Below are 18183 nucleotides of genomic sequence, written 5' to 3'. Positions count from 1 at the left end.
CCACGCGGCCCGATTTCAGGCTCGTCATCCCGGCGAAGGCCGGACAAGCGCTACGCGCGCAGAACGCCCGAAGGGGCGAGCGAAGCGAGTCATCCGGCAACTTTGGGCGATCGAAGCGTGAAGGCACTGGATTCCAGCATTCGCTGGAATGACGTTTTGGACATGTCAGAACATCGACGTGGGTTGCACCTCGCTCGCCTCGACGGGCGCCGCGCCGCGCGAGGCGATGAACTCGCCCGTGATCATCTGCGCGTAAGCCACGCCCGGGCCCACCATCGGGTAGACGCAGGCGTCGGGATCGACCATCACCTCCAGGAACGCCGGCCCGTCGAAGGCGAGGAAGTCCTCGATGGTGGCTTCCAGCGCCGCCTTGTCGTCCAGCCGCTGCGCCCAGCCGAAGCCATCGGCCTCGGCGGCCTTGATGAAGTCCTTGCGGTGCAGGCTCTTGTCGGAGGCGGCGAAGCGGTGGCCGAAGTACAGCTTCTGCCACTGCCGCACCATGCCGTCGCCGACGTTGTTGAGCACCACCACCTTCAGCGGCAGGCCGTAGGTGGTCACCGTCTCCAGCTCGCCCAGGTTCATGCGGATGCTGGCGTCGCCGTCGATGTCGATCACCAGCGCGTCGGGCCGCGCGAACTGCGCGCCGACCGCCGCGGGCAGGCCGAAGCCCATCGTGCCCATGGAGCCGGAGGTGAGCCATTGGCGCGGTTCCTTGAAGTCGAAGTACTGCGCCGCCCACATCTGGTGCTGGCCCACGCCGGTGCTGACGATGGCGCGGCCCTGCGTGCGGCGGTTGATCGCCTCGATCACCGCCTGCGGCTGGATCAGCTTGCTTGCGCGGTCGTAGTCCATCGCGTGGTCGCGCTTCAGCGCGGCGACGTGGGCGTGCCAGTCGCCCAGCGCCGGGCGGAGGCCGCGCGCCTGGCCGTAGCGGGTGAGGCGTTCCAGCGCGGCGGCGAGCGGGCCGACGTGGTGCCAGTCCACCGGCTTCACCTTGCCCACTTCGGCGGGGTCGATGTCGATCTGCGCGATGAAGGCCGCGCCGGGAGCGAACTTGTCGGGCACGCCGGCCACGCGGTCGTCGAAGCGCGCGCCCAGCGCGAGCAGGAAGTCGCAGTCCTCCACCGCGTAGTTGGCGTAGGCGGTGCCGTGCATGCCCAGCATGTGCAGCGCCAGCGGATGCGCGGTGTCGAAGCCGCCCAGGCCCATCAGGGTGGTGGTGACAGGCAGGCCGAAGGCGTCGGCGAAGGCGCGCAGCGCGGGCGCGGCGCCGCCGGCGACCACGCCGCCGCCGGCATACACCAGCGGCCGCTTCGACTGCGCCAGCGCGGCGAAGAAGCGCGCGCAGGCCTCGTCGTCCAGGCGGGCGTTCTCGGCGGCGCGCAGGCGGGCGCGGTAGCCGGGGATCGGCAGGCGGCAGGCGCCGTCGAAATGCAGCGCGGCGTTCTGCACGTTCTTGGGGATGTCCACCACCACCGGGCCGGGGCGGCCGCTGCGCGCGATCTCGAATGCGGTGCGCAGCGTGGCTTCCAGTTGTTCCGGCTCGGTGACCAGGAATACGTGCTTGGCGCAGGCGCCCATGATGTTGCTGACCGGCGCTTCCTGGAACGCGTCGCTGCCCAGCGCGGAGGTCGGCACCTGGCCGCAGATCGCCACCAGCGGGATCGAGTCGGCCATCGCGTCGCGGACCGGCGTGACCATGTTGGTGGCGCCGGGGCCGGAGGTGACGATGGCCACGCCGACCTTGCCCGAGGCGCGCGCGTAGCCCGCGGCCATGAAGCCCGCGCCCTGCTCGTTGGCCGGCACCACCAGCGGCATCGGCTCGCGGCCGTCGGTGCGCGGGTGGTCGGCGTTGTAGCGGAACACCGCGTCGTACACCGGCAGGATCGCGCCGCCGGAGTAGCCGAACAGCACGCCGCAGCCCTCGTCCGCGAGTACCTGCACCGCGATCTCGGCGCCGGTCATCGGCTGCCCGGCGAGCGGGTGGCGGTCGGAATCGGTGGCGGCGGTGGCCGTCTGTGCTTGGGTGGTCACGATGGGTTCCTGGATGTGCCGATTGGCCGGTGGATGGCGATGGGTATCTGGTTCGCCTCGCCGTCATTCCTGCGCAAGCAGGAATCCAGTGCCTTTGCGTGGAGCCTGGAAGTCACTGGGTTCCAGCTTTCGCTGGAACGACGGGCGGCTAGGAGCTGGGGTGACGAGCGGAGGCTGGGGCGCGGATGGAGATGCCCGGCCTGGCCCTCAGTTGCGGATCAGCTCGTCCTCGGCGGGTGAGGCATGCACGGGGACGCCGTAGGTGGAGATGATCTTCAGGTCCTGCGCCACGGTGGAGAAGTTCTCCCACGCGATGCCGTTGACGTCGGCCTCGCAGGTGAAGCCGCGGGCGTCGTCGTCCTCGAAGCCCACGTGGCGCAACTGGCCGGCGCGCGCGGGATCGCGGTTGATCGAGAAGTTGAGCTGGTCGGTGCGCCACATCGCATAGGTGCCGGCGACCACGGTGTGCGGCGGCTGGCCCAGGCGCGCGCTGTAGTCGGCGATGGAGGCGTCCAGGTCGGCAACGGCCAGGGCGATGTGGAAGCGTTTCATGGCAGACCTCTCTCTATTCGTTCGATGGTGCTTGGTCGGACGGGCCGCACGGTCTCGTGCGCGCGGCCCGTCACGGGCGATCCGGGGCGTGGTGGGCGGAGGCCACCCTGGCTGCGAAGTGCGCCGCGCGGTTCGCCTGCCTGCCGCCGCCTAGGCCATGGAACTCCATGGACCGGGCCAACCGGCAAGGCATCCGTTCCCGCGCTGCGCGCCCTCGCCTGGGGCGCTTCCGCCCTCCGCGCTGGCCGGCCTTCTCCTAGCCGGCCTTCTTCAGCGGCTCAGCCGCCTTCGGCGCGGCGGATTGCAGCCACGGCATGCGCGCGCGCAGCTTCTTGCCGACCTGCTCGACCGGATGGTCGAGGTCGGCCTGCTTGTACTGCTTGTAGTTGGGCAGGCCGGCGTCGTACTCGGCGATCCAGTTCTTCGCGAAGGTGCCGTCCTGGATGTCCTTCAGCACGCCCTGCATGCGCTCCTTCACGCCGGCGTCGATCACCCGCGGGCCGCTCACGTAGTCGCCGTACTGCGCGGTCTCGGAGACGAACTCCAGCATGCGGGCGATGCCGCCCTCGTAGAACAGGTCGACGATCAGCTTCAGCTCGTGCAGCACCTCGTAGTAGGCGATCTCCGGCTGGTAGCCGGCTTCCACCAGGGTCTCGAAGCCGGCCTGCACCAGCGAGCTGGCGCCGCCGCACAGCACGGCCTGCTCGCCGAACAGGTCGGTCTCGGTCTCTTCCTTGAAGTCGGTCTTGATCAGCAGCGCGCGGCCGCCGCCGATGCCGTCGGCATACGCCTTGGCCTTGGCCTCGGCGTGGCCGCTGACGTCCTGGTGCACCGCCCAGATGCACGGTACGCCGCGGCCGATCTCGTACTCGCGGCGCACCAGCGCGCCGGGGCCCTTGGGCGCCACCAGGATCACGTCGATGTCCTTGCGCGGCTCGACCTGCTTGAAGTGCACGTTGAAGCCGTGCGCGAACAGCAGCGCCGCATCGGGCTTGATGTTCGGTTCGATGTGCTCCCGGTAGAGCTTCGGCTGCACCATGTCGGGGGTGAGCACGGCGACCAGGTCGGCGCCCTTCACCGCCTCGCCGGGCTCGGCGACGGCAAAGCCCTCGGCGCGGGCCTTCTCCCACGAGGGGCCGTTCTTGCGCAGGCCGACCACGACGTCGAGGCCGGAATCGCGCAGGTTGAGGGCGTGGGCGCGGCCCTGGCTGCCGTAGCCGAGGACGGCGATGCGTGCCTTGGCCAGCGTGTCGTTGGTGTTGCTGCTCATGCGGTGACTCCTGCGGTAGTGGCGTGGTGGAAGTGCCGGGAAAGGAAGGCCGTGCCGGATGGAACGGACGGATGGGCGGTGACGTCGCCGGAAGCGATCGGGCGCACACGTTTCGCGGACGCGCCGCGGGCGGTGCTCGCCTGCCGTGCGGCGAGCGCGGGAGGGCGGCGTGCGCCGCTCCCGACCTGGCCGTAGTGCACGGCGGATTCCGGTCCGTATCCAGGGCGGAGAAGAGAGCGCCCCCTGCGTGCCGGGGAGGTCAAAGGGGCGGGCCGCGTGGCGCCATGGGGAGGTACGCAGGCGGCCCGGCGGGAAAGCACGCAGGGGGCAGCAAAGGCGCAGCGTCCTGCCGCGGAAACCGTGGTGGCGCGCGTCAACCGCATGCGCGCACGCCGCTGAAGAACGCCGCGTGGGCACCGGCGTGCTCCTCCAGTGCGGCGAGCACGGCATCGCGCACCTGCGCGGTGCCGGCGCTGCCGCCGAGGTCGCGGCTGCGCGGGCCGTGTTGCAGCACGTACTCGACCGCCGCCTCGACCGCGCAGGCTTCGTCCTCCAGCCCCAGCGAGTGGCGCAGCAGCAGCGCGGCGGAAAGGATCGCGCCGGTGGGGTTGGCGGCGTCCTGGCCGGCGATGTCCGGCGCCGAACCGTGGATCGGCTCGTACAGGCCGTTGCGCCCCTCGCCGAGCGACGCCGACGGCAGCAGGCCGAGCGAGCCGGCCAGCGCGGCGGCCTCGTCGGTGAGGATGTCGCCGAACAGGTTCTCGGTGACCACCACGTCGTAGCGGCTGGGCTGGGTCAGCAGCAGCATCGCCATCGAATCGACCAACTGGTGTTCCAGCGCCACGTCGGGGTAGTCGGCGGCGACGCGCTGCACCGTGCTGCGCCACAGCCGCGAGGTTTCCAGCACGTTGGCCTTGTCGACCGAGGTGACGTGCCTGCGTCGGCCGCGCGCCAGCTCGAAGGCGCGGCGCGCCACGCGTTCGACCTCGGCCACGGTGTACCTGCATTCGTCGGTGGCGGCGTCGGCGTCGCGTGTCTTCGCGCCGAAGTAGGCGCCGCCGGTGAGCTCGCGCACGAACAGCACGTCCACGCCGGCCAGCTTCTCGTTCTTCAGCGGCGACAGCGCGGCCAGCGCGGGATGCACCTGCAGCGGGCGCAGGTTGGCGTACACGCCCAGCGCGGCGCGCAGCGCAAGCAGGCCCTGCTCGGGACGCACGGCGGCGTTCGGATCGGACCACTTCGGCCCGCCGACCGCGCCCAGCAGCACCGCGTCGGCGGCCTGGCAGGCGGCCAGCGCGGCCGGCGGCAGCGGCGCGCCGGTGGCGTCGATCGCGCAACCGCCGATCGGCTGCTCGTCGAAATCGAAACGGTGACCGTAGTGCGCGGCGACGGCTTCCAGCACGGCAACCGCCGCCGCGGTGACCTCGGGGCCGACGCCGTCGCCGGGCAGGGTGACGATGCGTGCTTTCATGGATTCGTTTCCGCGGTGGGGGGGGGAGAGGGTGTGAGTCGGCTCTACGTCATCCCGGCGGCTCTCAACGGCCGAAGGGCCGCTCAAGCTGCTATCCAGAGACTTGGACTGGACCGAAGGCACTGGACCCCGGTTTTCGCTGGGGTGACGGGTTCCGGGGAAGCGGGTGCTGGGGTGACGGGATCGGAGGTGCCGTGTCATGCGGCTGCTTCCATCCGCTGCTCGTAGGCCGTGATCGCCTCGGCGTGCTGCAGCAGGTAGCCGAGCTGGTCGACGCCGTTGAGCAGGCAGTGGCGCGCGAACGGTTCGAGCTGGAAGCGGATGCGGCCGCCGTCGGGCAGTTCGATGGCCTGCTCGCGCACGTCGATGGACAGCTCGATGCCGGGATGCTTGAGCAGCCAGCGGTGCTCGACCTCGTCGATCACGATCGCCAGCAGGCCGTTCTTCAGCGCGTTGTTGCGGAAGATGTCCGCGATCTCGCTGCACAGCACCGCCTTGATGCCGTAGTCCAGCAGCGCCCACGGCGCATGTTCGCGGGAGGAGCCGCAGCCGAAGTTGCGCCCGGCGACCACGATCGCGCAGCCGCGCGCCTCGGGCCGGTTCAGCGGGAAGGCCGGGTTGTCGCTGCCGTCGGCCTGGTAGCGCCAGTCGTGGAAGCACAGCCGGCCCAGGCCGGTACGGGTGGTGGTGGTGAGGAAACGCGCCGGGATGATGCGGTCGGTGTCGATGTTCTCGTCCGGCAGCACGGCGGTACGCGAGTGGAGGCGGGTGATGGGTTTCATGGATGGCTCGGGGGAGAAGTGAGTGGAGAGGAGTGAGGAGTGAGAGAAGGGCGAAGGGCAAAAGCGGGCGGAGAATCGTCGAGGCTTGGCCTCTGCCCTCTCTCGCTCCTCACTCCTCTCCCCTCGCTCCTGCTTTTCACGCCGCCACCTCCACCAGGTACTCGCGCGGGTCGGCGATGCGCCCGGCGATCGCCGATGCCGCGGCGGTGGCCGGGCTGGCGAGCACGGTGCGCGCGCCCTTGCCCTGGCGGCCCTCGAAGTTGCGGTTGGAGGTGCTCACCACCAGTTGGCCCGGCTGCGCCAGGTCGCCGTTCATGGCGATGCACATCGAGCAGCCCGGCACGCGCCATTCGGCGCCGGCGGCGGCGAACACGTGGTGCAGCCCCTCGGCCTCGGCGTCGCGGCGCACCGCCTCGGAGCCGGGAACCACCAGCATGCGCACGCCGTCGGCGACGCGCCGGCCGTGCAGCACGCGCGCCGCCTCGCGCAGGTCCGACAGCCGCGAGTTGGTGCAACTGCCGACGAACACCACGTCCACCGGCGTGCCCTGCATCGGCTTGCCCGCTTCGCTGCGCATGTAGTCGAGCGCGCGGCGTTCCTGCGCGTTGGCGGCCGCCGGCACCGGCGTGTCCATCGCGATCGCCATGCCCGGATGGGTGCCGTAGGTGACCGTCGGCTTCACCGCGGCGGCGTCGATGCGCACCTCGCGGTCGTAGCGGGCGCCGTCGTCGCTGCGCAGCGTGCGCCACTGCGCCACCGCCGCGTCCCAGTCCGCGCCCTGCGGCGCGCGCGGGCGGCCTTTCAGCCAGGCGAAGGTGGTCTCGTCCGGCGCGATCATGCCGGCACGCGCGCCGGCCTCGATCGACATGTTGCAGACGGTCATGCGCTCGTCCATCGACAGCGCCTCGATCGCCGCGCCGCGGTACTCCAGCACGTAGCCGGTGCCGCCATCGACGCCGATGGTGCCGATGATGTGCAGGATCAGGTCCTTCGCGCCGACGCCCGGCGGCAGCGCGCCGTCCACGTGGATCGCCATGGTCTTCGGCTTGCGCTGCAGCAGGCACTGCGTCGCCATCACGTGCCCGACCTCGGTGGTGCCGATGCCGAACGCCAGCGCGCCGAACGCGCCGTGCGTGGAGGTGTGGCTGTCGCCGCAGACGATGGTCATGCCCGGCCGGGTGGCGCCCAGCTCCGGGCCGATCACGTGCACGATGCCGCGGTCGGCGCTGTCCCAGCCGTGCAGTTCCACGCCGAACTCGCGGCAGTTGCTTTCCAGTTGCGCGACCTGCGCCTGCGCCTCGGCGTTGGCGTAGGGGCGGCTGCCGTCGGCATGCGCCGGCAAGGTCGGGGTGGAATGGTCCAGCGTGGCCAGCACCAGGTCGGGCCGGCGCAGCGGCAGGCCGCGCGCGCGCAGCTCGTCGAACGCCTGCGGCGAGGTGACCTCGTGCACCAGGTGCAGGTCGACGTACAGGATCGCCGGAGTGTCGGCGGTCTCGGCGGCGACGACGTGCGCGTCCCACACTTTCTCGAACAGGGTCCGGGCCATCACGCGGCCTCCTGTGCATCGGCGCCGGCGTGCACCGGGCTCAGCCAGCCGCGGCGATCCTCGGTGCGGCCGTCGAACAGGCCGAAGAACGCCTGCTGCAAGGCCTTGGTGACCGGGCCGGGCGCGCCCGCGCCGACCGCCTTGCGGTCGACCGAGCGCACCGGGGTGATCTCGGCGGCGGTGCCGGTCATGAACACTTCGTCGGCCGAGTACAGCGCCTCGCGCGGCAGCTCGCGTTCCTCCACCGGGATGCCGAGGTCGGCGGCCAGGGCGATCACGCTGTCGCGGGTGATGCCGGCGAGGATGCCGGCGCTGGAGGGCGGCGTGAGCAGCCTGCCGCGCTTGACCAGGAACAGGTTCTCGCCGGCGCCTTCGCTGAGCAGGCCGTTGTGGCCCAGCGCGATGCCCTCGTCGTAGCCGCCGCGGCGCGCCTCGGCGGCGATAAGCTGGCTGCTGAGGTAGTTGCCGCCGGCCTTGGCCCAGCTCGGCAGCGTGTTCGGCGCCGGCCGGTGCCACGAGGACACGCACACGTCCGCGCCGCGCGTCACCGCGTCGCCCAGGTAGGCGCCCCAGTCCAGCGCCATGATCGCCACCTCGACCGGCGCGTCCTCCTTCGCCAGCACGCCCAGCCCGCCGGCACCGCGGAACACGATCGGCCGCACGTAGGCCGAGCGCATGCCGTTGGCGCGGATCAGCTCCAGGCAGGCCGCGTTGATCTCGTCCTCGCCGTAGCCGATGTCGATGTCGTAGACGCGGGCCGATTCGAACAGCCGCCGCGTGTGGTCGGCCAGGCGGAAGTACGCCGGCCCCTGCGGCGTGGCGTAGACGCGCTCGCCCTCGAACACCGAGGAGCCGTAGTGCAGGGCGTGCGTGCTGACGTGGACGGTGGCGTCGGCCCAGGGCTTGATACGGCCGTTGTGCCAGAGGAAAGGCGTAGCGTTCATGGGGATCCTCGCGGTTACAGGTTGGCGACGGCCGCCGGCGTCGCCGCCGGAACCTGCCGCGCGATGCGGTTGACGATGGCCAGCGCGGCCTGCGCGGTGGCTTCGACGATGTCGGTGCTGACGCCGTGGCCGCGCCAGTCGCGCGCGTCGTGGCGGGCGGTGAGCCGGGCCTGGCCCTGGGCGTCGCCGCCCTCGCTGACCGCGCGCACCTGGAAGTCGGTCAGTTGCAGGTCGCTGCCGGTGGCGCGCTCGATCGCGCGCAGCACCGCGTCCACCGGGCCGTCGCCGATGGCCGCCTCGCCGGCTTCGCGGCCGTCGTCGTGGCGCAGCCTCACCGAGGCCGAGGCGCTGCCGCCCAGGTGCGTGCTGGTGTTCAGCTGCACCAAGCGCCACGGGCCGAGCGCGTCCGGATCCTGGCCCAGCGCGATCGCCTCCAGGTCCTCGTCGTGCACTTCGCGCTTCCTGTCGGCCAGCGTCTTGAAGCGCGCGAAGATGCCGTCCATCGCTGCCTCGTCGGGAGCGTGGCCGAGCGCCTGCAGGCGCTGGCGCAGCGCGGCTCGGCCCGAATGCTTGCCGAGCACCAGCTTGGTCTCGGCGATGCCGACGTCCTGCGGGCGCATGATCTCGTAGGTGTCGCGGTGCTTCAGCATGCCGTGCTGGTGGATGCCGGACTCGTGCGCGAACGCGTTCTCGCCGACGATCGCCTTGTTGCGCTGCACGGCCTGGCCGGTGAGCTGGCTGAGCAGGCGCGAGGCGGGATACAGCTTGCGCGTGTCGATGCGCGTGTCCACGCCGAAGTGCGCCGCGCGCACCTTCAGCGCCATCACGATCTCCTCCAGCGCGGCGTTGCCGGCGCGTTCGCCGATGCCGTTGATGGTGCACTCCACCTGGCGCGCGCCGGCGCCCACCGCGGCCAGGCTGTTGGCGACCGCCATGCCCAGGTCGTTGTGGCAGTGGCAGGAGAACACCACCCGCTCCGCGCCCTTCACGTTGCGGCGCAGCCAGGCGAAGCGCTCGGCCATCTCGGCCGGGGTGGTGTAGCCCACCGTGTCCGGCGCGTTCAGCGTGGTGGCGCCGGCGGCCACCGCCGCGCTAAACACTTCGGCGAGGAAGTCGGGCTCGGTGCGGGTCGAATCCTCGGCGGAGAACTCCACCTCATGGCACAGCCCGCGCGCCCGCTCGATCGCCGCCACCGCGGCGTCGAGCACCTGCGCCTTGCTCATGCCCAGCTTGTGCTCGCGGTGCAGCGGGCTGGTGGAGAGGAACAGGTGGATGCGCGAGTGCCGCGCCCGTTCCAGCGCGCGGCCGGCGCTGTCGATGTCGCCCGGCACGCAGCGCGCCAGCGCGCAGATCGTGGGCCCCTGCAGGGTGCGGGCGATCTCGGACACCGCCGCGAAATCGTCCGGCGAGGCCTGCGGGAAACCGGCCTCGAGCACGTCCACGCCGAGCGCTTCGAGCATCTGCGCCATGCGCAGCTTGGCGCGGCGGTCCATCGAGAAACCGGGCGTCTGCTCGCCGTCGCGCAGGGTGGTGTCGAAGATGCGTACGCGGTCGGAGGCGTCGCCCTGGGCGCCGTCGTCGTGGCTTGCTGCGGTGTTCTGGGGGTTCATTGTGTGGCTCCGCGGGTGCGTCGCCGAGGCAATAAAAAACCCCGCATCCGTTACCGGGTGCGGGGTTCTTTGGTCCTATTCAGGTCAGTTTTGCTTTGCCTGGATACGCCTCAGCCCGCACCTCCGTTGGTAATGAGGAGTACGAGTACGAGCGCAAGAAGGAGGCTGCCGCGAAGCTGCAGCAGGCCGGCGACCGTCAGGAGACGGTTCGTTTCGGCGATGCGGCAGTGGCTGCTGCGGTGCGACATGCGATCGACCTTACGCGAGGTCGAAACCCGCCGTCAACAGTTTCTTTTGAAAATTTTTACAGACCCGCATCGTGGCGGTATGGATGGCTATCCGTCCGAACGGCTTGGCGGCCCGCGCCAAGCCGTTGTCGTGTCTGGAGTTTGCAAGGAGTGTCGGGCGGACGTTTTCGCCCGGCCGGATACGGCGTTCTGGAGGGATTTCGCCCTGGATCGAAAGGGCCGCCGGGACCCTCAGTCGCGGGTGTCGAGCATGGCCAGCAGGCCCTGGCGACGCTTGCTCGACAGCTTGCGGACGGCCTTGAGCACCTTCTGCTCCTCGGGGCTGAGGATCTCGTAGCTCCCGGCTTCCTCGCCGACGAACGGCACGATCATCGGGCCGCGTCCCGTGGCGAGCCAGTCCAGGCTGACCTTGCAGTCGTCCGCGATCTCGATCAGCCGCGGCAGTTCGGGCATGGCGCGGCCGGCCAGCCACAGCCGGGCCGTTTCGCGGGCGATGGCGTAATGGTTGGCCAGCGCCGTCGTGCGCCGGCGACCCGGAGGGATGGCCGTGCGGTCGAGCGCTTGCTGAAGGCGCTGCCCGAAATGGCCGGGAGCGGAGGCTTTGGAACTCATGCGCCCGCAGTCTTGCATCCGGGCCAGGTCGCAAATCCAAGTTCAATTTGTTGACAATGGCAATTGTAGGTGGCTATTTTGGCGAGCCGCCACGGTTCGGCCGCTTCGCCACGGCGAGCGGGCGCAACCGTTTCCACGGACTGGCGGCAAAACCGCGCGCGCTGCGCGCAACCTGCCACGGGGGAGGCTGTCATGGACGAGCCGTTGATCACGCTGAGCCTGCGCCTGACCCAGGCCGAGCTCAGCAGCCTGCTGATGGCACAGATCACGCAGACGCGGAACAGCCGGCTGACGCTCGGCGAGCAGCACATGAGCACGGTGGTGGATCGCGCCGTGCTGGAAAAGCTGATGCTGGCGCAGCAGCGCATGGCGGCGGAGCGAAGCGGGGCGGTGGTTACCGCTCCGTCGAAAAGCTGAGTGCCTGTTCGAGATCCATCCGATTGTCTTCTTCGGCATTCCCGGGCGGGCAGGGGCGCTTTTCGGTGGCCACAGGGTTGGTCATCCGGTATCTGGGCGCGCCAACAACAGGCACTGGATCCCAGCGTTCGCCGGGATGACGGGTTGTGGAGGGGGCTGGAGATTTGGGATGGGTTCGGAGCGGCAACCCGCTTCTTGTTTTTCCCGGCTTCTGGCGGCGCTTAGCCTGTGTTGCGTGCACGGTTGCGGCTGCGAGTCGGAGTTTCCATTCCAGCTTCGATGTGGGCGAGCCTGGATGGGGGCGATTCCAGGCGCGTCGCGTCGGAGATCGCGGCCAGGCTCCGCGAATACCAGCTTGTGCCGTGCCAGGCGTGCAGGTTCGGGGCCGGTTGCTTTTCTTCGGCATGCATGCGGGCAGTTCCCGGCACGGCGCGCCTGGAGGCCTCGATCGTGTGCCGCCAACGCCGGCCACCCGCGAAGGGTGGCCGAAGCATGTTCAGGCCGCGGCCGCACTCCGCGCGAGCAGCCATGCGTGCAAGGCCTCGTCGGAGGCCGCCAGCGGATCGGCCGATGCGGGGCGCGCCAGCATCGCCGCCAGGGCGGCCGGTACCGGCACCGGATGGCCGGCCAGCGGCTCCACCACGCTTTCGAACTTGGCCGGATGCGCGGTGGCGACCACCGTCCAGGCGGCCGTGTCGCCGCCGACGCACAAGCGTTCGAGCCGGTGCATGGCGGTGGCCGTGTGCGGGCAGAGCAGTTCGCCATGCTCGCGTGCGTGGCGGGCGACGACCTGCCGGATGTCCGCGTCGGCGACGCTGTGCGCGTGCAGCCTCTGGCGCAGCGCGTGTTCGTCCGGGAAGGTCCAGCGCAGCCGTTCGAAGTTGCTCGGTGCGCCCACGTCCATCGCGTTGGCCAGCGTCGCCACGGCTTCGCGCGGCCGGTAGGCGTCGCCGGCGAAATAGTCGGGCAGGGTGGCGTTGGCGTTGCAGGCAAGCTGCACCTCGCCGATCGGCAGGCCGAGTTCGCGCACCCACAGCGCGGCCAGCGCGTTGCCCAGGTTGCCGGTGGGCACGATCAGGTTCAGCGGCCCGCCGTGCACGCGCCGCCATTGCAGCGTGGCGTGCGCGTAGTAGCTCATCTGCGGCAGCAGGCGGCCGAGGCTGATGCTGTTGGCCGAGGACAGCGGCACCGCGGCCTGTACCGCGGCGTCGTTGAGCGCGGCCTTGACCATGCGCTGGCAGTCGTCGAAGCGGCCGGCCACGCGCAGCGCGCGCACGTTGTCGCCGAAGCAGCCGAGCTGGTGCGCCTGGCGCGGCGAGACCCGGCCGTCGGGATACAGGATCACCACGCGGACGCCCGGCTGGCGATGGAAGGCGGCGGCGACCGCGGCGCCGGTGTCGCCGGAGGTCGCCACCAGGATCGTCAGCGGCCGCGGGTCGCGGCGCGGCAGGCGGCGCAGGCAGGCGGCGAGGAAGCGCGCGCCGACGTCCTTGAACGCCGCGGTGGGGCCGTGGAACAGCTCCAGCACGTGCGCGCCGGGCGGCGACGCCAGCGGGCGCAGCGGCGTGGCGAAGTCGAGCGCCTCGGCGCAGATCGCCGGCAGATCGCCGGCGAGGGTGTCGCCGGCGAAGAAGGGCGCGAGCAGGGTCGCGGCGGTGTCGGCGAGCGTGCCGTGCGGGTCGAAGGCGGCCGGGTCGAGCCGGGGCAGGCTTTCGGGCACGTACAGCCCGCCGTCGGGAGCGAGGCCGGCGGCGATCGCTTCGCCGAGCGATGCGGCGGGGCTGGCGCCGCGGGTGCTGACGTAGCGCAAGGGCGCGTTCATGCCTGCCTCCGGCAGCCCGTTTCGACGGTGGGCGCGGATCGCTTCTCAGCCACCTCCCGAGGATAGGGCTGGGGGCCATGCGTACGATGGCGTTGTTTCTCCTCTTGCCTGCGAAGAGACGGCGGGAAGCGAGGCGTCCGGGCTTCGGCCCTGGCTGCATGCGTGCAGCGCCGAGGCTGCCGCGACCGGGTTCGCTCCGCCGGGCGGGCATGCGGGGGCATGGAACGGCAGGGGCCATGCAGTGCCGTCATGCGACCGCTCCGTCGATGGCTTCGAGCAGGGTGGCGGCCGGCCCGTCGATGGGCGCGACGAAGGCGTCGCTGTCCAGGCCGGCGTCGGCGAAGGCGGCGCGCATCGCGTCCGCGGCGGCTTGCGCATCGGACTGGCGATCGTACCAGCCGAACACGCTGGGACCGGCGCCGGAGATGCTGGCGCCGAGGGCGCCGTGGTCGAGCGCGGCCTGCTTCACCTGCGCGAAGTTCGGCACCAGCGGCGCGCGGCGCGGCTCCACCAACACGTCCTTCAGGCCCTCGCGCACCAGCTCCGCTTCGCCGCGGTAGCAGCCGGCGAGCAGCAGCGACAGGTTGGCGCTCTGCGCGACGAACTCGCCCAGCGCGTAGTGCCCGGCCAGCGCGGCGCGCGCCTTGCGCGTCTCCAGCACGTAGTGCGGATGCACCAGCGCGCAGTGCCAGTCGGCCGGCACCGGGATGCGCAGCAGCCGGTCGTGGGTGGCCAGCACCAGGCCGCCGAGCAGCATCGGGCCGAGGTTGTCGCCGTGGCGGCTGCCGCTGGCGACCGCCTCGCCGTCGAGCGCGAAGCCGTACAGCGCCTCGCGCGACAGCGGCTTCTCAAGCAGCGCGTTGGCGGCGACCAGCGCGGCCACGCAGGACGCCGCCGAGCCGGCCATGCCCGAACCCAGCGCGATGCCCTTGTGCAGGGTCAGCTCGAAGCCGTGGTGCAGCCCCAGCGCCTTGCGCAGCGAGAGCAGGGCCATGCCGGCGGTGTTCGCGCGCGGATCGGTGGGCAGCTCGACGCCGCCGTGGATCGCCGCGATGCGTACCGTCGGCTCGTCGATGCGGCGCACCTCGGCACGGTCGCCGGCGCCAGCCATGCTGTGGCCGAGGATGTCGAAGCCGACGCCGACGTTGCCGACGCAGGCGGGGGCGAAGGCGGCGGCGCGGTCGGGGCGGGCGGAGGGTGCTTTCATGGATTCCTGCAGCAGCGCGTGGGCGTTCATGCACGCACCTCCAGCGATTCGGCGATGCGCAGCAGGTCGGCGAACACGCCGGCCGCGGTGACCTCGGGGCCGGCTCCCGGCCCCTGCACCAGCAACGGATTATCGCAGTAGCGGCGGGTGGTGAACTGCACCACGTTGTCGGTGAGCCGGGTATGCGCGAACGGATGCCCCGCCGGCAGCACCGTCAGTTGCACGCGGGCGCGGCCGTGGCGGTCGAGGCTGGCGACGTGGCGCAGCACGCCGTGGCCGGCGCGGGCCTCGGCCAGGCGCGCCGCCATCGGCGCGTCGAGTTCGTCCAGCCGCTGCATGAACGCGTCCGCCGGCAAGGCCGCCAGCGCGGGCGGCACCAGGCTTTCCACCGCCACCTCGTCCAGCGACAGCGGCCAGCCGGCCTCGCGCGCGAGGATCACCAGCTTGCGCGCGACGTCGCGCCCGGAGAGGTCGTCGCGCGGGTCCGGCTCGGTATAGCCCAGCGCGTGCGCCTCGCGCAGCAGGGCGGAGAACGGCTGGTGGCCGTCGTGCCGGTTGCACAGCCAGGCCAGGGTGCCGGAGAACATGCCGTCGACCGCGAGCAGCTCGTCGCCGGTGTCGAGCAGATCGCGCAGGGTCTGTACCACCGGCAGGCCGGCGCAGACGGTGGCCTCGTAGCGGAAGCGCGCGCCGCCGGCGCCGGCGGCGCGGATCGCCTGCCAGCGTTCCAGCGGGCCGCTGCCGGCCAGCTTGTTCGGCGTCACCACGTGGATGCCGGCGGCCAGCCAGCACGGGTACCGCGCCGCCACCGCCTCGTCGGCGCTGCAGTCGATCAGCAGGGCGTCGCGGTGGGTGCCGCGCACGTGCGCGGCGAAGGCGTCGAGGTCGCTGGGGCGCCAGGTCTGCGCGCCGTCGTGCCGCTCGTTGAGCTCGGCGTCGTCGCAGTCCAGCCACATCCGCTTGCTGGCGGCGACGCCGCGCAGTTGCAGTTCCAGCCCGGCGTCGTGCAGCAGCCGCGGCCGCGCCTGGCGCAACTGGTCGAGCAGGGCGCTGCCGACCCGGCCCGGCCCGATCAGGCCCACCGCGAGGGTGCGCCGGCGGGTGGCCGCAACGGGCGCGACGCGCGGCGGCAGCGGGTGGATGGCTTGGAGCGATGGCGCACAGGTGTTCACGATGACCTCCGGAGGAGGCCCGTGCTCGCTGGCGGTGTCGGTCTGCAGGCCGGCCCGCCTCGTCGAGGGCGGGCCGTTGCGTTGAGAAGCTTAGTCGCGCACGGAACCCCACCCCGACCGGGTAATGGTCGTGGTGGTGGTAATCGTGGTGACGGTGGAAGCGGCGGCGCCCGCGCATGCGGCCATGCGCCCGGAACGGACCGGGAGCGGATGGATGCGTGCGGGCGCGGAATGCGGCGACATGGTCCCGAAGACTAGGAGCGGTGCGGCGGCGCTGTCAATGGGATCTTTTGCAACGAATCCGCGCCGCGGGCGCCGGGGCGAGTGGACGTCCGGACGTCCGCGTGGGCGGGCAGGCCGCCTTCCCGGCGGGAGCGGCGGCCTGCGGCAAGGTCAGCGCGACAGGTCGATCGCGTAGGTCGCGGTGCCGTCGCCGTGGTCCTTCAACTGGCGGATGCCGTGCAGGCCGGCGTCCCTGGCGATCGCCTGCTTGCCGCTGGCGCCGTTGAACACCACTTCGCCGCGCGTCTTCAGCGGGACGAAATGCCAGGAGCGCGGCGGCAGGTCGGTGGCGGCGATGCGCCGGTGGCGCTGCAGCCAGCGGGCGAGGATCTCGCGCGCGCCGTCGGGCGCGGCCAGCACGATGTTGCCGCCGTCGAGGCCCGGGAAGTGGCCGCCGCCGCTGGCGCGGTAGTTGTTGGTGGCGACGACGAACTGTTGCTGCGGCGTCACCGGCTTGCCCTGGTAGGTGAGCGAGGCGATCCGTTCGCCGGCGGGCTTGGACACGTCGATGGCGTAGGCGATGCCGCCCTGGATCTGGTCGAAGTTGTAGCCGACGTAGCGGCTGTTGATCAGCGGCTGCTCGCCGGCGAGGGCGGGGTCGATCCGGTTGAAGCGCCGCGCGGACTGCTCCAGCCAGGCCTTGAGGCCGGCGCCGTCGACCTTCACCGCGGTGAGCGTGTTCGGGTAGTAGTACAGGTCGGCGGCGTTGCGCAGGGTCAGCGGGCCGGGAGGCACGTCGGTGTAGTCGTCCGGGCCGCCGAAGCCGGTGCGGAAGGCGGCGGCGGCGGACAGCACCGGCAGGCCGGCCAGGTCCGGGCGCAGCTTCGGCAGCTCGGCCATCACGTAGTCGCGCAGCGCGGCGTTGACCGGCGCCAGCGCGGTCATGTTGCCCTCGTCGGCGAAGTAGCTGCTCATGCGCAGCGTGCTCTCGCCGATCGGCGTGTTGACGTAGGCCACCGCGGCCTGGTGCGCCTTGGCCACCACCGGCGCGATCGCGGCGTCGGCCGGCACGCAGTCGTGCTTGCCCGGGCAGATCGGGCGCACCTCGCTGTGCGTGTGCTCCTTGTCGATGACCCAGCGGCCCTGCTGGCGGTCCAGCGCCAGCTTGACCACGCCCAGGTCCTTGCCGAAGAAGCCACCCATCACGGCCGGCACGCCGCGCACGAAGCCGCGCTCGGCGTCGACGTCCTTCATGCCGGCGTAGCGCGGCCCGGGGAACTGGGTGTGCGAGTGGCCGAGCAGCAGCACGTCGATGCCCGGCACGCCGGCCAGGTACCAGCCGCCGTTCTCCATGTCGGCGGTGTAGTCGGCGGTGTTCAGGCCGCCGTGCAGCACCGCCACGACCAGGTCAGGATGCTGCGCCTGCAACTGCGGCAGGTACTTCTTCGCCGCCTCGACCACGCCGCTCACGGTGACCTTGCCGGCCAGGTTCTGCTTGTCCCATTCGAGGATCGGCGGCGGGGTGAAGCCGATGATGCCGATCTTCAGCGGCACGCTGAGCTTGCTGCCGTCCGGCGTGTACGCCTCGATGCTTTTCTCGACCACCGCCCAGGGCTTGAAGATCGGCTGGCCGTCGCGCGCGCTGTACACGTTGGACAGCACCAGCGGGAAGTGCGGGCCGGCGCAGCGGTCCCGGTGGCCGCCGTCGACGTTCATCGGCGTGCCGGTGACCTGCGACAGGAACGGCAGGCCGTAGTTGAACTCGTGGTTGCCGGCGGTGCCGCCGTCGTAGCCGATCAGGTCCATCGCCTGGTAGATCGCCAGCTCCTCGTCGCAGGCCACCGGCTTCACCTGGGCCTGGTAGTCGGCCAGCACGGTGCCCTGGATGGTGTCGCCGCTGTCGAACAGGAAGTTGTTGGGGAACTCCATGCGGGCGCGGCGGATCAGGGTGGCGGTGCGCTCGTAGCCGACCGAGGGATCGTCCTTCAGCTTGAAGTAGTCGTAGCTGAGGACGTTGGAGTGGATGTCGGTGGTTTCCAGGATCGCCACGTTGGCGCGCGAGCCGTCCGGCAGCCCGCCTGGCTTGTGGGTGGGGCTGGCGCAGCCGGCCAGCAGGGCGGCTGCGAGGGCGAGCGGGGCGAGATGCCGAGTAATGAGGCGCGGGGTAATGAGGCGCGGGGCAATAGGGTGCGGGGTAATAGGGCGCGGGGTAGCGGGGCGAGCGGTCATGGCGGTTCCGGTGATGCGTACTGGGCGCAGAACGTAGCAGATCGG

Annotated in this window: 14 protein-coding genes; 1 reads left to right on the top strand and 13 read right to left on the bottom strand. The window is 71.4% G+C overall.

Translation table 11 applies throughout. The features are described 5' to 3' along the window. Positions 1-165: 165 nt before the first annotated feature. The 9 genes from ilvB to ASG87_RS02175 all read right to left on the bottom strand — a co-directional run bounded on the left by ilvB (position 166) and on the right by ASG87_RS02175 (position 11069). A complete protein-coding gene (ilvB, locus tag ASG87_RS02215; RefSeq protein ID WP_082582706.1) occupies positions 166-1965 on the bottom strand; it encodes a biosynthetic-type acetolactate synthase large subunit in 1800 nt (599 codons plus the stop codon). Positions 1966-2241: 276 nt separating this feature from the next. Next, a complete protein-coding gene (locus ASG87_RS02210) occupies positions 2242-2586 on the bottom strand; it encodes a hypothetical protein (protein WP_056000057.1) in 345 nt (114 codons plus the stop codon). Between the two features lie 256 nt (positions 2587-2842). Beyond that, entirely contained in the window at positions 2843-3856 is a 1014-nt protein-coding gene (gene ilvC, locus ASG87_RS02205) for a ketol-acid reductoisomerase (RefSeq protein ID WP_056000054.1), read from the bottom strand. Between the two features lie 373 nt (positions 3857-4229). Beyond that, the gene (gene leuB / locus ASG87_RS02200; RefSeq protein ID WP_056000051.1) at positions 4230-5327 is read right to left on the bottom strand and encodes a 3-isopropylmalate dehydrogenase; all 1098 of its coding nucleotides are present in this window, start codon (positions 5325-5327) and stop codon (positions 4230-4232) included. A gap of 197 nt (positions 5328-5524) precedes the next feature. Beyond that, positions 5525-6109: a 3-isopropylmalate dehydratase small subunit gene (gene leuD, locus ASG87_RS02195; RefSeq protein WP_056000048.1), complete on the bottom strand. Its 585-nt coding sequence runs from the start codon at positions 6107-6109 to the stop codon at positions 5525-5527. A gap of 136 nt (positions 6110-6245) precedes the next feature. After that, on the bottom strand, positions 6246-7655 hold the full coding sequence (gene leuC, locus ASG87_RS02190) for a 3-isopropylmalate dehydratase large subunit (RefSeq protein ID WP_200948968.1): 1410 nt from the start codon (positions 7653-7655) through the stop codon (positions 6246-6248). Next, positions 7655-8599: a branched-chain amino acid transaminase gene (locus ASG87_RS02185; RefSeq protein WP_056000042.1), complete on the bottom strand. Its 945-nt coding sequence runs from the start codon at positions 8597-8599 to the stop codon at positions 7655-7657. Before ASG87_RS02185 ends, leuC begins: the two co-directional genes overlap by 1 nt. 14 nt (positions 8600-8613) lie before the next feature. Then, the gene (locus tag ASG87_RS02180) at positions 8614-10209 is read right to left on the bottom strand and encodes a 2-isopropylmalate synthase (protein ID WP_056000039.1); all 1596 of its coding nucleotides are present in this window, start codon (positions 10207-10209) and stop codon (positions 8614-8616) included. A 479-nt stretch (positions 10210-10688) separates the two neighbouring features. Further along, a complete protein-coding gene (locus ASG87_RS02175; RefSeq protein ID WP_056000037.1) occupies positions 10689-11069 on the bottom strand; it encodes a helix-turn-helix domain-containing protein in 381 nt (126 codons plus the stop codon). A 192-nt stretch (positions 11070-11261) separates the two neighbouring features. On the opposite strand from ASG87_RS02175, the gene ASG87_RS02170 reads away from it, so the two are divergent. After that, complete coding sequence (locus ASG87_RS02170; protein ID WP_056000034.1) at positions 11262-11486, top strand: hypothetical protein; 225 nt, start codon at positions 11262-11264, stop codon at positions 11484-11486. Between the two features lie 496 nt (positions 11487-11982). Here ASG87_RS02170 and thrC read toward each other — a convergent pair whose 3' ends face one another. From thrC to ASG87_RS02150, 4 genes are all read right to left on the bottom strand, one after another. Beyond that, on the bottom strand, positions 11983-13308 hold the full coding sequence (gene thrC / locus ASG87_RS02165; protein ID WP_056000031.1) for a threonine synthase: 1326 nt from the start codon (positions 13306-13308) through the stop codon (positions 11983-11985). A gap of 247 nt (positions 13309-13555) precedes the next feature. After that, positions 13556-14545 (bottom strand): homoserine kinase, encoded by a 990-nt coding sequence (locus ASG87_RS02160; RefSeq protein WP_056000028.1) that lies wholly within the window; start codon positions 14543-14545, stop codon positions 13556-13558. Next, positions 14542-15657: a homoserine dehydrogenase gene (locus ASG87_RS02155; RefSeq protein ID WP_235499551.1), complete on the bottom strand. Its 1116-nt coding sequence runs from the start codon at positions 15655-15657 to the stop codon at positions 14542-14544. The genes ASG87_RS02160 and ASG87_RS02155 overlap by 4 nt, the downstream gene beginning before the upstream one ends. 423 nt (positions 15658-16080) lie before the next feature. Then, positions 16081-18138 (bottom strand): bifunctional 2',3'-cyclic-nucleotide 2'-phosphodiesterase/3'-nucleotidase, encoded by a 2058-nt coding sequence (locus ASG87_RS02150; RefSeq protein ID WP_157510842.1) that lies wholly within the window; start codon positions 18136-18138, stop codon positions 16081-16083. Positions 18139-18183: the final 45 nt, after the last annotated feature.

Origin of the sequence: Frateuria sp. Soil773, from assembly GCF_001428405.1 — a bacterium.
In the GTDB taxonomy this organism is placed as follows: Bacteria; Pseudomonadota; Gammaproteobacteria; order Xanthomonadales; family Rhodanobacteraceae; genus LMSL01.
This window is presented reverse-complemented; position numbering and strand designations above follow the sequence as displayed.